Source organism: Rhizobium sp. ERR 942 (genome assembly GCF_007828395.1).
In the GTDB taxonomy this organism is placed as follows: domain Bacteria; phylum Pseudomonadota; class Alphaproteobacteria; order Rhizobiales; family Rhizobiaceae; genus Rhizobium; species Rhizobium dioscoreae.
In genome coordinates this window covers 1,038,407-1,052,317 of record NZ_VIUA01000002.1, presented here as the reverse complement: position 1 = coordinate 1,052,317, position 13,911 = coordinate 1,038,407, and the positions used below count along the sequence as shown (strand labels likewise).

General features: G+C 61.2%; 15 protein-coding genes. 9 read left to right on the top strand and 6 right to left on the bottom strand.

Features of this window, described 5'->3' with window-relative positions:
- Positions 1-26 precede the first annotated feature (26 nt).
- The 9 genes from hpaE (at position 27) to FBZ97_RS11705 (ending at position 8,843) form a co-directional block, all read left to right on the top strand.
- On the top strand, positions 27-1,544 hold the full coding sequence (hpaE, locus tag FBZ97_RS11745) for a 5-carboxymethyl-2-hydroxymuconate semialdehyde dehydrogenase (protein ID WP_145319703.1): 1,518 nt from the start codon (positions 27-29) through the stop codon (positions 1,542-1,544).
- 131 nt (positions 1,545-1,675) lie between these two features.
- A complete protein-coding gene (gene hpaD / locus FBZ97_RS11740) occupies positions 1,676-2,656 on the top strand; it encodes a 3,4-dihydroxyphenylacetate 2,3-dioxygenase (RefSeq protein ID WP_145319700.1) in 981 nt (326 codons plus the stop codon).
- A gap of 69 nt (positions 2,657-2,725) precedes the next feature.
- Complete coding sequence (gene gabD / locus FBZ97_RS11735) at positions 2,726-4,180, top strand: NADP-dependent succinate-semialdehyde dehydrogenase (RefSeq protein ID WP_145319697.1); 1,455 nt, start codon at positions 2,726-2,728, stop codon at positions 4,178-4,180.
- A 23-nt stretch (positions 4,181-4,203) separates the two neighbouring features.
- Positions 4,204-5,076 carry a fumarylacetoacetate hydrolase family protein gene (locus FBZ97_RS11730; RefSeq protein ID WP_145319694.1) on the top strand — a complete coding sequence of 291 codons (873 nt, stop codon included), beginning with the start codon at positions 4,204-4,206 and terminating at the stop codon, positions 5,074-5,076.
- The gene (hpaH, locus tag FBZ97_RS11725) at positions 5,076-5,879 is read left to right on the top strand and encodes a 2-oxo-hept-4-ene-1,7-dioate hydratase (protein WP_145319691.1); all 804 of its coding nucleotides are present in this window, start codon (positions 5,076-5,078) and stop codon (positions 5,877-5,879) included. The genes FBZ97_RS11730 and hpaH overlap by 1 nt, the downstream gene beginning before the upstream one ends.
- Positions 5,880-5,890: 11 nt before the next feature.
- Positions 5,891-6,697, top strand: a complete 807-nt coding sequence (gene hpaI / locus FBZ97_RS11720; RefSeq protein ID WP_145319688.1) for a 4-hydroxy-2-oxoheptanedioate aldolase — start codon at positions 5,891-5,893, stop codon at positions 6,695-6,697.
- A gap of 164 nt (positions 6,698-6,861) precedes the next feature.
- Positions 6,862-7,650: an SDR family oxidoreductase gene (locus FBZ97_RS11715; RefSeq protein ID WP_145319685.1), complete on the top strand. Its 789-nt coding sequence runs from the start codon at positions 6,862-6,864 to the stop codon at positions 7,648-7,650.
- A gap of 16 nt (positions 7,651-7,666) precedes the next feature.
- Positions 7,667-8,446 carry a MoaF C-terminal domain-containing protein gene (locus tag FBZ97_RS11710; protein ID WP_145319681.1) on the top strand — a complete coding sequence of 260 codons (780 nt, stop codon included), beginning with the start codon at positions 7,667-7,669 and terminating at the stop codon, positions 8,444-8,446.
- A gap of 7 nt (positions 8,447-8,453) precedes the next feature.
- Positions 8,454-8,843 carry a nuclear transport factor 2 family protein gene (locus FBZ97_RS11705; RefSeq protein WP_113329290.1) on the top strand — a complete coding sequence of 130 codons (390 nt, stop codon included), beginning with the start codon at positions 8,454-8,456 and terminating at the stop codon, positions 8,841-8,843.
- A 40-nt stretch (positions 8,844-8,883) separates the two neighbouring features.
- On the opposite strand, the gene FBZ97_RS11700 is transcribed toward FBZ97_RS11705, so the two are convergent.
- From FBZ97_RS11700 to FBZ97_RS11675, 6 genes are read right to left on the bottom strand one after another with little or no spacing between them, the layout of a single operon-like run.
- Positions 8,884-9,828 (bottom strand): helix-turn-helix domain-containing protein, encoded by a 945-nt coding sequence (locus FBZ97_RS11700; protein ID WP_145319678.1) that lies wholly within the window; start codon positions 9,826-9,828, stop codon positions 8,884-8,886.
- Between the two features lie 11 nt (positions 9,829-9,839).
- Complete coding sequence (locus tag FBZ97_RS11695; protein ID WP_145319675.1) at positions 9,840-10,556, bottom strand: SDR family oxidoreductase; 717 nt, start codon at positions 10,554-10,556, stop codon at positions 9,840-9,842.
- A 15-nt stretch (positions 10,557-10,571) separates the two neighbouring features.
- Positions 10,572-11,288 (bottom strand): ABC transporter ATP-binding protein, encoded by a 717-nt coding sequence (locus FBZ97_RS11690; RefSeq protein WP_145319672.1) that lies wholly within the window; start codon positions 11,286-11,288, stop codon positions 10,572-10,574.
- Position 11,289: 1 nt separating this feature from the next.
- Positions 11,290-11,994 carry an ATP-binding cassette domain-containing protein gene (locus FBZ97_RS11685; RefSeq protein ID WP_113329294.1) on the bottom strand — a complete coding sequence of 235 codons (705 nt, stop codon included), beginning with the start codon at positions 11,992-11,994 and terminating at the stop codon, positions 11,290-11,292.
- Positions 11,991-12,980 carry a branched-chain amino acid ABC transporter permease gene (locus tag FBZ97_RS11680; RefSeq protein WP_246661742.1) on the bottom strand — a complete coding sequence of 330 codons (990 nt, stop codon included), beginning with the start codon at positions 12,978-12,980 and terminating at the stop codon, positions 11,991-11,993. Before FBZ97_RS11680 ends, FBZ97_RS11685 begins: the two co-directional genes overlap by 4 nt.
- Before the next feature lie 44 nt (positions 12,981-13,024).
- Positions 13,025-13,891, bottom strand: a complete 867-nt coding sequence (locus FBZ97_RS11675) for a branched-chain amino acid ABC transporter permease (RefSeq protein ID WP_145319665.1) — start codon at positions 13,889-13,891, stop codon at positions 13,025-13,027.
- Between the last annotated feature and the right edge of the window lie 20 nt (positions 13,892-13,911).

Here is a 13,911-nt window from a genome sequence, read left to right as displayed (position 1 = left end):
ACGACATAACACCAAAGGAATAGACGATGTCCAAACTGCAGGAAAACATCGCAAAGGCGGAAGGCTTTCTCGCCCGTTTCAAGGATCGCGGCATTCTCAACCGCATCAATGGCGAGGATGTCTCGGCCGATGACGGTTCCACTTTCGAAACGATTTCGCCTGTCGATCTGAAGCCGCTCGCTACCGTGGCCCGCGGCAAGGCAGCCGATATCGATCGCGCTGCAAAGGCCGCAAAGGCTGCCTTCGCAGAGTGGGCCGCGATGCCTGGTGAAGCCCGCAAGAAGCTCCTGCATAAGATCGCCGATGCGATCGTCGCGCGCGCCGAAGAAATCGCCTTCGTCGAGTGCATGGATACCGGACAATCCCTGAAATTCATGGCGAAGGCCGCTCTACGCGGTGCGGAAAACTTCCGCTTCTTCGCCGATCGCGCCCCGGAAGCCCGCGACGGCAAGACGTTGCGTGCGGAAGGTCAGGTGAACCTGACAACGCGCGTGCCGATCGGCCCGGTCGGCATCATCACGCCCTGGAACACGCCCTTCATGCTGTCGACCTGGAAGATCGCGCCGGCTCTCGCTGCGGGCTGCACCATCGTCCACAAGCCGGCCGAATTCTCGCCACTCACTGCGCGCCTTCTAGTGGAGATCGCAGAGGAGGCTGGCCTGCCGAAGGGGGTATGGAATCTCGTCAACGGTCTCGGCGAGGATGCCGGTCGCGCATTGACCGAACACCCGCTGATCAAGGCGATCGGCTTCGTCGGCGAAAGCCGCACCGGCTCTATGATCATGAAGCAGGGCGCCGACACGCTGAAGCGTGTGCATTTCGAGCTCGGCGGCAAGAACCCTGTCATCGTCTTTGCCGATGCCGATCTGGAGCGTGCAGCCGACGCTGCCGTCTTCATGATCTATTCTTTGAATGGCGAGCGCTGCACCTCGTCCTCGCGCCTGCTGGTCGAGGAAAGCGTCTACGACAAATTCACCGCGATCGTCGCCGAGAAGGCCAAGCGCATCAAGGTCGGACATCCCCTTGATCCGGAAACGGTTGTCGGCCCGCTCGTCCATCCCGTGCATGAAAAGAAGGTGTTGGAATATATTCAGATCGGCCGTTCGGAAGGTGCGACGCTCGCCGCCGGCGGCGAGAAAGTCAACGGCCCTGGCGGCGGTTGCTATGTCTCGCCCACGCTCTTCACTGGCGCCAACAACCAGATGCGCATCGCTCAGGAAGAAATCTTCGGGCCGGTTCTGACCGCCATCCCCTTCAAGGACGAAGCCGATGCGCTGGCGCTGGCCAATGACGTCCAGTACGGCCTGACCGGTTATCTCTGGACCTCGGACGTCACCCGCGCCTTCCGTTTCACCGATCACCTCGAAGCCGGCATGATCTGGGTGAACTCGGAAAATGTGCGTCACCTGCCGACGCCCTTCGGCGGGGTCAAAAGCTCCGGCATCGGCCGCGACGGCGGCGACTGGTCCTTCGATTTCTACATGGAAACCAAGAACATCGCCTTCGCCACCAAGCAGCACGCCATCCAGAAACTCGGCGGCTGAGCCGCAATACGCGCCGGAGCGGTTCAGCTTTTCGAGGAAGCGCAGAACCGCTCGAACTTTTCGTTTAACGCAATTCCGGACGGAAAACCGCTTCGCACTTTTCCTGGAAATTGCTCCAAGAGGAGGAACAAATGCCCCTGCCGAAACCCAATCTCTATCCGCCTTTCAACATCGTGCGTCTCAGCCATGTCGAATTCGGCGTTACCGATCTTGCCAAATCCCGCGCCTTCTATGTCGACACGCTCGGCCTGCAGGTGACGGATGAAACGGCCGATACGATCTATCTCAGGGCAATGGAGGAACGCGGCCATCACTGCATCGTGCTGAAGAAATCCGACAAGGCCGAAGCCCGCGATCTCGGCTTCAAGGTCTTCAGCGACGAGGATCTCGACAAGGCGGCGCATTTCTTCAAGGGCAAGGACCTGCCGGTCGAATGGATCGAGCGCCCATATCAGGCACGCACCTTCCGTACCCGCGACCCGCATGGCATACCCCTCGAATTCTATTCTAAGATGGACCGTCTGCCGCCGATCCACCAGAAATACGCCCTCTACAAGGGCGTGAAGCCGCTGCGCATCGACCATTTCAACTGCTTCTCTACCAATGTCGATGAAAGCGTCGCCTTCTATAACGAGCTCGGCTTCCGCGTGACCGAATATACCGAGGATGCGGAAACAGGCCGCCTCTGGGCCGCCTGGACGCATCGCAAGGGCGGCGTCCATGACATTGCCTTCACCAATGGTCGCGGTCCGCGCCTGCACCACACCGCCTTCTGGGTGCCGACGCCGCTCAACATCATCGACCTGCTCGACCTGATGGCGACGACGGGCTGGGTTGCCAATATCGAGCGCGGCCCGGGCCGCCATGGCATCTCCAACGCCTTCTTCCTCTATATTCTCGATCCTGACGGCCACCGCATCGAGATCTATTGCTCGGATTATCAGACGGTCGATCCCGATCTGGAGCCGATCAAGTGGGATCTGAAGGATCCGCAGCGCCAGACATTGTGGGGCGCACCCGCTCCCAAATCCTGGTTCGAACATGGTAGCCTGTTTGCCGGTGCGGAAGTCGCCGAGCCCGATCTGAAGGCGCAGCCGATTATCGCGCCTTAAGCGTTACCATTGAGAGCGGGTGAAAAACGCCCGTTCCTCATCAACGTTCGAAAGTGCGAGGAGTCCGTCATGAATTTGAAAGACGCAACATTGTTCCGGCAGGCCGCATTGGTCGGCGGCGAGTGGATCGAGGCCGATCCATCCAACGCGATCAAGGTCGACAACCCAGCAACGGGCGAGATCATCGGCCTCGTTCCCAATCTGGGCGCCACCGAGACCAAAAAGGCGATTGCCGCAGCCGAAGCCGCGCAGAAGGAATGGGCCGCCCGCACCGCCAAGGAACGCTCGGGTATCCTCAGGCGCTGGTTCGAGCTAATGATGGAAAACCAGGACGATCTCGGACGTATCCTGACGGCCGAACAGGGCAAGCCCCTGCCTGAAGCCAAAGGCGAAATTGCCTATGGCGCCAGCTTCATCGAATGGTTTGCCGAGGAAGCCCGCCGCGTCTATGGCGACATCATTCCCGGCCACCAGAAGGACAAGCGCATTCTGGTCATGAAGCAGCCGATCGGCGTGGTCGCGGCGATCACGCCCTGGAACTTCCCGAATGCGATGATCACCCGCAAGGCCGGCCCGGCCTTTGCCGCCGGCTGCGCCATGGTGCTGAAGCCTGCCTCGCAGACGCCGTTCTCGGCCATTGCAATCGCCATTCTTGCCGAGCGCGCCGGCCTGCCCAAGGGCCTCTTCAGCGTCCTGACCGGCTCGGCCCGCGCCATCGGCGGCGAGATGACCGCAAGCCCGGTCGTGCGTAAGCTCACCTTCACGGGCTCGACGGAAGTCGGCGCAGAACTCTACAAGCAGAGCGCGCCGACCATCAAAAAACTCGGGCTGGAGCTCGGCGGCAACGCGCCTTTCATCGTCTTTGACGATGCCGATCTCGATGCCGCCGTCGAAGGCGCGCTGATCGCCAAATTCCGCAACAATGGGCAGACTTGCGTCTGCGCCAATCGTCTCTACGTGCAGGACGGCGTTTATGATGCCTTTGCCGAAAAACTCTCGAAGGCGGTCGGCTCGCTGAAGACTGGTAATGGCTTCGATGAAGGCATCAATCTCGGCCCGCTGATCGACGAGGCGGCCCTTGCCAAAGTCGAAGAGCATGTCGCCGATGCCCTTTCCAAGGGCGGCCGCGTCGTTGCAGGCGGCCATCGCCACCAGCTCGGTGGACGCTTTTATGAGGCGACGGTACTTGCCGACGTCACGCCTGCCATGGCCGTAGCCAGGGAGGAAACCTTCGGTCCCGTGGCTCCCCTCTTCCGCTTCAAGGATGAGGCCGATGTCATTGCACAGGCCAACGACACCGAGTTCGGTCTTGCCTCCTATTTCTATGCCAAGGATCTCGCTCGCGTCTTCCGCGTCGCCGAAGCCCTGGAGTATGGCATGGTTGGCGTCAATACCGGCTTGATCTCGACAGCCGAAGCGCCGTTCGGCGGCGTCAAGCTTTCCGGCCTCGGCCGTGAGGGTTCACGCTACGGAATCGAGGAATTCACCGAAATCAAATATGTCTGCCTCGGCGGCGTCATCTGAGGTCAAGAGAAGGCCATGAAAGCATGACTCATCCCAGATTCCTGTCTTTTTCGAGAAACGGCCGTAATGGCTACGGGCTCGCGGTCGACGGCGGTGTCGTCGACCTCTCGGCTCGCCATGGCGCGACGTGGCCGACGCTGCGCGAAGTGATCGAGGCCGGTCGCCTCGTTCAACTCGCCGAGGAAGCCAAGACGTTAAAGCCGGATTTCGCGCTCGACGACATCCGCTTCGAAATTCCCATTCCGTCACCGGAAAAGATCATTTGCGTCGGGGTCAATTTCCCCGATCGCAATGAGGAGTACAAGGATGGGCAGGCAGCTCCCCCCAATCCCTCGCTTTTCATCCGCTTTCCGCGGTCTTTCACCGGGCACGATCAACCCCTGATCCGTCCACCGGAAAGCCCGCAGCTCGATTATGAAGGCGAGGTCGTCATCGTCATCGGCAAAGGCGGTCGCCGCATTGCCGAGGCCGATGCCTTCTCGCATATTGCCGCTCTTTCGCTTTGCAATGAGGGCACGATCCGCGACTGGGTGCGGCATGCGAAGTTCAATGTCACCCAGGGCAAGAACTTCGACAATACCGGCTCGATCGGCCCGTGGCTGATCCCCTTCACGGATGCGGCCCAGATTGAAGACATAGCGCTCACGACCCGCGTCAATGGCGAGGTGCGCCAGAGCGACCGCACCAGCCGAATGATCTTCTCCTTCCGCAAGATCATCAACTACATCTCCACTTTCACTACGCTCGTTCCCGGCGACGTCATCGTCACGGGCACGCCGACGGGCGCCGGCGCCCGCTTCGATCCGCCGATCTGGCTAAAGCCGGGCGATGTCGTCGAAGTCGAAGCCGATGGCCTCGGCATCCTGAAAAATACCATTGCCGACGAGGTGCGCTGATGCTGTCTCATGACGAAATCCAGGCTGCGGCCGAAAGCCTCGATCAGGCGGAGCGGACGCGTGTCCAGACCGGGCTCCTCTCGCTCAAGCATCCCCAGATGACGATGGACGATTCCTATGACGTTCAGGGCGCCTGGGTCAAAAAGAAGATTGCGAGCGGCCGCAAGCCGATCGGCTGGAAGATCGGGCTGACGTCGAAGGCAATGCAATATGCCCTGAACATCAACATCCCGGATTCCGGCGTACTCTTCGACGACATGGTGTTCGAAGATGGCGCCACCGTGCCGGCCGACCGCTTCATCCAGCCGCGCATCGAGGCCGAGATCGCCTTTGTCATGAAAGCGCCGCTCAAAGGCCCGAACGTTTCGATCTTCGATGTGCTGAATGCCACCGACTATGTGACGCCGGCTCTTGAGATCCTCGACACGCGCATCCTTCGCGTCGATCCCGATACGAAAAGGGCGCGCACAATCGTCGACACCATCTCCGACAATGCCGCCAATGCCGGCATCGTCACAGGCGGCCGCGCCGTGCGGCCTGATGAGATCGACATGCGCTGGATGGGTGCGATCGTCAGCCGCAATGCCGAAGTGGAAGAAACAGGGCTTGGCGCCGGCGTGCTCAACCAGCCCGCACGTGGCATCGCCTGGCTTGCCAATCGACTGTCGCAATATGGCGATGGCATCGAAGCCGGCCAGATCGTGCTTGCCGGCTCATTCATCCGCCCGATCGAGGCGCGGCATGGCGATACGATCAATGCCGATTTCGGTCCCTACGGATCGGTTAGCCTGTTTTTTGCATGAAGGAGGGAGCTATGCCTGCGCCGAAAAACCTCTTCAAACAGGCCCTGAAGGAAGGGCGGGCGCAGATTGGCCTCTGGCAGGCGCTCGCCAATGCCTACACGGTCGAAATCTGCGCCGGCGCCGGCTACGACTGGCTGCTGCTGGATGCGGAGCATGCCCCGAACGATGTGCCGCTTCTCGTCTCGCAACTCCAGGCGATGAAGGGCACGGCGAGCCATGCTGTGATCCGTCCGCCGGTCGGCGAGACCTGGATCATCAAGCAGATGCTCGATATCGGCGCACAGACCCTGCTGATCCCGATGGTCGACAGCAAGGAAATGGCCGAGGCCATGGTCAAGGCTGTTAGATACCCGCCGCATGGCGTGCGCGGCGTCGGCGCAGCCCTTGCCCGCGCCTCCGCCTTCAACCGCATTCCCGATTACCTTGCGACGGCCAATGACGAGATCTGCCTGCTGCTGCAAGTGGAAAGTCGCGCCGGGCTTGCGGCGCTCGACGACATCGCCTCGACGGAAGGCGTCGATGGCGTCTTCATCGGACCGTCCGATCTCGCAGCCGACATGGGCTATCTCGGCAAGTCGGGCGCCCCTGAAGTTCAGGCAGAAGTCGAAAAAGCGCTCACAAAAATCCAGTCGCATGGCAAGGCCGCCGGCATCCTGATCGGCGATCTTTCGCTGGCCAAACGCTATCTCGAACTTGGTGCCACTTTCGTCGCGATCGGCAACGACGTCACCCTGCTTGCCAATGCCACAATCAAGCTCCTTGACGATTTCAAGAAGGCGGATGCCGCCAAGCCGTCTCAAGACGTCAAGGTCTATTAAGCGCCGACGCCACCCTCCCTGCGTCGCGTGACTTTGCGCCTCATCACGCAAATTTCGGCATGGAGAAAGCCTTTTGCACGCTCAGTCAAAACGGACTGCACAGCTGGACGCGACGCCTCCGCGAGCATCGGTCATGATGAACCCGAAAGCCAAGAGGAGGCAACATGCGTTTCAAGAACAAGACTGCCCTGATCACCGGCGGCGGCACGGGCATCGGCGCGGCCGTCGCCCGCCGTATTAGGCAGGAAGGCGGCAATGTCGCACTCGTCGGGCGCCGTCCCGAGCCGCTGAGAAGTGTTGCCGATGAAATCGGCGCGACCATCGTCGCGGCCGATGCCGCCGACGGCGCCGCAATGAAGGCTGCCGTCGAGAAGGTCGTCGAGACCCATGGCGGCCTCGATATCCTGATTGCCAATGCCGGCGGCCACGGCGTCGGGCCGACGGTCAGCATGTCGGACGAGACCTGGGATCTCGCCGTTCGTCTCAACCTCAACACCGCCTTCGTCAGCGCCCGCGAATCCCTGCCGCATCTCATCAGGAACCAAGGCAACATCGTCGTCCTCGCCTCGATTGCCGGACTCTTTGCCGGGCCGGATGCGGCGGGCTACGTCACCATGAAACATGGCTGCATCGGCCTCGCGAAATCGCTGGCGCGTGACTATGGCCGCAGGGGCGTGCGCACCAATACCGTCTGCCCGGGCTGGGTCACGACCGCCATGGCCGATGAGCAGATGGAATTCATCGTCGAGAAATACAAGCTGAACAGCATCGAGGAGGCCTACGCGCTCGTCACCAAAGACGTGCCGCTCGGCCGGCCGGCAACCGCAGAGGATGTCGCCAATGCCGTCTGCTTCCTGGCTTCAGGCGAGGCATCGATGATCAACGGCGCTGTGCTCACCGTCGACGGCGGCGCCGGTACCGTCGACCTGCCGACGCTGGCTTTTGTAGAATAACGGGGAGGAAATAGAGATGAATCAGAATCCCAAGGACTGGAAAACCTACGACGAATTCGCCTATGGCATCGACACGAACCGTCTGCCCGCCACGGAGGCCCTGACCGGCTCGACGCACAAGATCGCGTTCGACGATGGCCGTAGGTTGGAACTCTCCTTCGCCAAGGGTGAGGTGAAATGGTCGGATGGCAAGGACAGCGGGAACGACTTGTCCGAGGTGATCGAAGTCGCGCCGAAGACTTATTTCGTAGAGATCATCTTTGCCGGCCGCCCCAGGGAAGCCGAGACGCTGATCCTCAGCACCGAGACGCGCCGCGTGCTTTCCATTTACTCGGTCGTTCGCGAGCTCAAGGATTCCGTCGGCGAGCCGCAGGTCGCGCAGATCTTCCGGCCAGGTGTTATTGAAGGTGGCGCCGCAAGCGGGCCGGTGCCGCACGAGAGCCGCGACCTGATCGGGCTCAGGGCTCATTTCACCTACAGCCCCAATCATGTCTACGAGCACACCTATCTCTCGTCGCAGCGCTATGCCTGGCAATGCCTTGTCGGCGTGCAGCGCGGCCACGGCGATGTTGATCTCACGACGACCTATAAGTTTGATGAAAATCTCTACATCTTCACCTTCCGTGAATTCAAAATCGCGGTCGCATCCACATTCTTCTACAATTTCAAGGATATGCGCTCGACAGGCAAGTTCCTCGGCATCACTGGCGACGGGCGCATCCAGAACAGCCCGGCCGGCGCCTTCATCCGCAAGGCCTCGATGACCTATTACCTGCCCGGCCAGGAACCCGTGTGAGGACGCCATGCGCACAGCATTCGATATCGTAAAGGCGCACTACGACGCCAATGACCGCCGCGACATGGATGGCATGCTTGCCGACATCGCCCCCGATTGCCGCTGGACCGAGATGGATGGCTTCCCCTGCGCCGGCACCTATGTCGGCCCGCAGGAGATCTTCAGAAACGTCTTCCAGGCACTCGGAGAGGCCTTCGAAGGCTACACCTTCAATCTCGAACGCCTGCTCGACGCCGGCGACGAGGTCGTTGGCGTAGGAGACTATAGCGGCACCAACAAGCAGACGGGAAAGACCTTCAAGGCCCGGGTCGTGCATGTCTGGGGCGTGGCGGGCGGCAAGATCCGGCGTTTCGAACAGTTCACGGACACGCTGAGAGTGGCTGAATCCATGAAATGAGAAACGAGGCGGCCCGGCTCCGGCAGGGCCGCTTCATCAACTAAGACATATTGGCCTTGCGCCATTGCGACGGCGACACACCATATCGAAGGCGGAAAGCGCGCGAGAAATGCGCGCTGGAGGAAAAGCCGAGTGCGAATGCGATCTCGGATATTTCTCCCGCGTAGCCGCCGGCATCGCGCAGCTTTTCCGCAGCCTTTTGGACGCGCAAATCCCAGATATAATCGGAAGGCGTCAGGCACTCCACTTCGAATGCGCGATAGACGTAACGCACCGAACAGCCCATGCGGCGCGCGATCATGGTTATCGTCAAATCCGGCCGTTCGAGATTGAGATCGATGAAATCCCTGATCCGCTGCAGCAGTGTGTGAAGGGGGTTTGCGACCGGTGTTGCCTGCTGCAGGTCGGCACCAATCATGGTGCGCACGAGCTCGAGCATGGTCTGGCCGACACTTGCGCGCCTGGCCTCGTCAAGATGATCGATCTCATGAATGGTCGAATCCATCAGCGACAAAAGGATCCGGCACATGCCATCCTTATCAGCATGCGCCGTGAAAGGTTGCGACAACCGTTCTAGGGCCGTCGCGGGCAGGCTATGGCGCGGCAATTGCAGCAACAATTGGCGGACCGGCGTACTGTTCGTCAGCATATAGGGGCGGCTGGGATCGTAGACGACAAGCGCATTCCGCGAGACGGGCGCATGCAATCCGCCCTGCGTCAGCGAAGCGCAGCCCTCAGTCTGCACGATCAGCTTGATCGCGTCGGGATCATTCGGCGTTGCCGTCACATGATCGCCGAAGACGACATGCCGATCCGCCTCCAGCCGCGTCAGCCGGCAAGTACCCAGCATGGCAGAGGTCATGCAGCTCTTTTCCTCATCCGCCGTGCTGAAATCAAGCCGGACATTACCGAAGAGATTACGCGCCAGCCCTGCGAACGATCGACCGCTGGCGCTATCGACATGCCGGTGAAGTGCTGCGGTCATGATTGCTGTCCTCAGGAGGTGAGATAACCGCCATCGACCGGCAGGCAGGCGCCGGTGATATAGCGCGCGGCATCAGATGATAGAAAGACGATCGCATCGGCGACTTCTTCGGAAGCGCCCCAGCGGCCGGCGGGAATACGCCGCAGGATCGGCGTCGATGATCGTTCATCGGCAAACAGCGCGCGGCTCAATGGCGTGACGATCCAGCCGGGTGCCACCGCATTCACGCGGATATCCGCCTGGGCGTATTCCTGGGCGAGCGATTTCGTCAGCTGCACGATCGCGCCCTTGCTTGCCGCATAGGCCGGCCGATCAGCAGCGCCGAAGGTCGAATACATCGAGGCTATATTGACGATCGCCGACCCCGCCCGCATGCGCGGACGGGCTAGCCGGCAGCAATCCATGATCGACGTGAGATTGATCGCCATCACCTCGTCGAATGCGGTCTTCTGCCATTCGCCCCGATCCCTGCTAACACCGGTGCAATTGACGAGAATATCGATTGTCTCGACCGAGGAGAAGAAGGCTTCCAGCGCGCCAGGCTTCAGTACATCGAGTTCGCGATACTCGATCTGCCGACTTGTTGGCGCGATCGAGGCACCGAGCCCGAAACTCACCACACGGGCGCCGAGATCAGCAAAGCTCTGCGCGGTCGCTGCCCCTATGCCAGATGTACCACCGGCTATGACGACCGTTCGCCTCGCAAAAAGATCGGCAGAGAATGTCATGAAGGCTCCTTCGCCTCAGCTTGCCAGATAGGCGCCGTGCAGAATGTGCGGCTGGGCCTTGAGCGTCGCCGCGGCGCCGGAAAAGACCAGGCGTCCGCGCTCCAGCACAAGAGCCTGATCGGCAAGATCGAGGGCGAGATTGGCAAACTGCTCGATCAGCAAAACGCCTATGCCGCGCGCGGCGGCGATTTTCAGCGCCTCGGCCAACCGCTTGACGACGGCCGGTGCAAGGCCGAGCGACAGCTCGTCGACGATCATGAAGCGCGGCTTGGCGACGAAGGCCTGCGCCATCGCCACCATCTGCTTCTGGCCGCCGGAAAGATCCGATGCCGATTGACGCCACCGTTCCGATAGTTCGGGAAAGATCTCATAGGCATGAGCCAGTCCCTCTCGTCGGGCAGCCGCCGATGTCTCCAGCGCTGCCACGAGAATATTATCCTCGACGGAAAGCTGCCCGAGCACGCGATGTCCCTCCGGCACGAGTGCAAGACCAGCGCGGCGAATGCGGTCAGGCGAGAACCCTTCGAGCGCCGCGCCGGCGAGGCATACGGAACCGCCACGCGGCAGGACGCCCGCCATGGCCATAACCGTGCTCGACTTTCCGGCGCCGTTGGCCCCAAGCAGTGTCGTGATCTTCCCAGCCGGGACGAAAAACGAAATGTCATGGATTACGCGCTTGCCGCCGCGCTCGACGACGAGATTTTCGACGCTGATTTCCGACGTGGCGTCCATATCAGAACTCCCCTAGATAGGCGCGTCGCACATTGGGATCGGCAAGCACGGTCTGTGTCGGGCCAAGCGCCAGAAGCTTGCCGTAGTCGAGCACCATCGTTTCGCTGCACATGGAGCGGATGAGATCGACATCATGGTCGATAATCAGCACTTGTGCTCTGAATTCCGCCGGGATGCGCAGCACCAGCTCGCGAAAAGCCTTGCCCTCTTCTTCCGTCAGACCCGCTGCCGGTTCATCAAGCAGGATAAGCTTCGGCTCGCCGACAACGCATTTTGCCAGCTCGACGAGACGGCGCTGGAAGAGATTGAGGGATTGGCCGGGCCTCTCGGCGACATCGGTCAGCCCGACAAAGGCAAGGGCCTGCTCGACCGCACGGGCATGGTGGCCAGTGCCAACGACATGATCGGCGATCGCGGCAATATTGCCGGCAACGGTCAGATCCTCCACCACCTGCTCTGTCTGGAACGAGCGTCGCAGGCCGGCGCGCACGCGCTGCAGGGGCGTCATCGCCAGCAGCGGCCGCTCGTCGAGCGAGACCGATCCCTGGATCGGCCTCACGAAACCGGAGAGCACATTGAGCAACGTGGTTTTGCCTGCGCCGTTCGGGCCGATGAGACCGGCGACGGGCGCTGTCAGCGCCGCGCTCAGCTCATTAATCGGTCGGACACCACCGAACTGGACGATGAGATTGTCGATCTTGATCATCGTGCCCTCCCCGTGGAAAGAACGGCATTCAACCGGACAATAAGAGCCGATATCTGGCCGGCAATGCCCGTCGGTGCGGTCGCCAGCGCATGGAACAGGGCGACGCCGAAGATCCCGATCGTAACATAGCCATCAATGCCGAGATCCGTGAGCAGGGCCGGCACGGCACGCAGCAACAAACCGGCGATGACGGCGCCGTACCAGTTGAAGACGCCACCGACGATGGCAAGTGCGAAGAGATTGAGGCTCTCGAAGGCGCCGAAGGCACGCCCGTCGAGCTGACCGACATTGCCTGCGAGCAACCCACCCGCAAGACCGGCAAGAAAGCCGCTCAACGCGAAGGCCCAGGCCTTGTAAATGAGCACATTGACGCCGCTTGCAACCGCAACCGTCTCGCCTTTGCGGATCAGCGCCCATGCGCGGCCGGGTCGGGCAAGTTTGTGCCATTGCGCGATCAGCAGGCCGATCGCTGCCACGACACAGACATAGAGGAAATAGGAGACCTCACCATCGGCGACTATTGGTCTTGCGAGCATTGCACGGCCGGAGCCATCGGCGCGCCCCAGGAAGCCGGGACCGCCATCCGGAAAGCCCCAGGCGCTGATGACGATCTGAAAAGCGCCCGCCAGCATCAGCGTTACCAGCGCAAGATAAAGACCGCGCAGGCGCAAGGCGGGCAAGCCGAATACCAGCCCCACGATCGAAGCAACCATACCGCCCGCAAGCAGGCTCAATTCAAAAGGCGGATGAAAGGCATGGCCGACACGAAGCGTCACCCAGCCGCCAACGCCGACAAGCGCGAACTGGCAAAGGGAGACGAGACCGAGCTGACCATAGAGGATGGCAAGCCCGGCAACGGACAGCGACAGAGCAACCGCGGATGTGGCGGCAGAGAGCCAGAAAGAATTGGCGAGCAAAGCGACGACGAGCGAGAAGATCAGCATCGTCACAGGCACGTGAAGAAGCTGCTTCGGCAGGCGCATCATCGATATGCTTCCGGCTGTTGGGGTGATTGTTTGCTCCTGAACGGTCATCGGTCCTTCAACGCGGCCCTGGCCGTGCCTCCGAGAATGGTGACCGCGACAAGCGCGATGATGAAGGGTGCTGCTGCGCGATAGGGCGATATCCAGGCGACAGGCGTCAGCACGGCCTCGGCAATACCGATCAGAATGCCGGCGACGGCCGTTTGCCACAGCGACTGCAACTGACCGAGGATCGCTGCGGCGATCGCCGGGATCACCAGCAAGGTCAGGAAGGTGCCCTGTAGCCGGACGAGATCGGCAAGCAGCAGGCCGGCAAGACCGGCGAAGATGCCGGTCATGATCCAGGCGGCGGTTTCCGTGTAAAGGATGCGCACGCCAAGCATGGCGCTGAGATCGCGATCATTGGCAAGCGCCCTCATATCGAGACCAAGGCGTGTGCGGGTCAGAAGCAGAGTGATGGCAATGACCATGACGACGGCAAGAATGATGGCGATGATACGCGTAAAGGTCAGGCGCACGGCGAAAAGAGAGATGAACATCTGGTCGGTCGGGAATTGCAGGCGGCGCGGCAGCTCGCCCCAGATGACACCCATGATCGCGATCAGGATCAACGCCGGTGCCAGGGTCCCGACGGCGCGCACGACGATATCGCGATGCGACAGCATGGGCGCGAGGACCCGACCATAAAGAAAACTGATCGTCGTCGAGACGGCAACGGCGGCGAGGATGGCGACGGCGAGCGGCATCTTCCACTCCAACAGTTGCCAGGCGCAATGCGCACCGATCGCGCCGAAGGCACCGAATGCGAAGTTGAGAACGCCAGTCGCCCGAAACAGGACGACCAGGCCGACGCCGGACAGCGCGTAAACAGCGCCGATCCCAAGCCCGGATATGATGAAAGGCAGGATGTTCATAAATCGATCCTTTCGGGTCG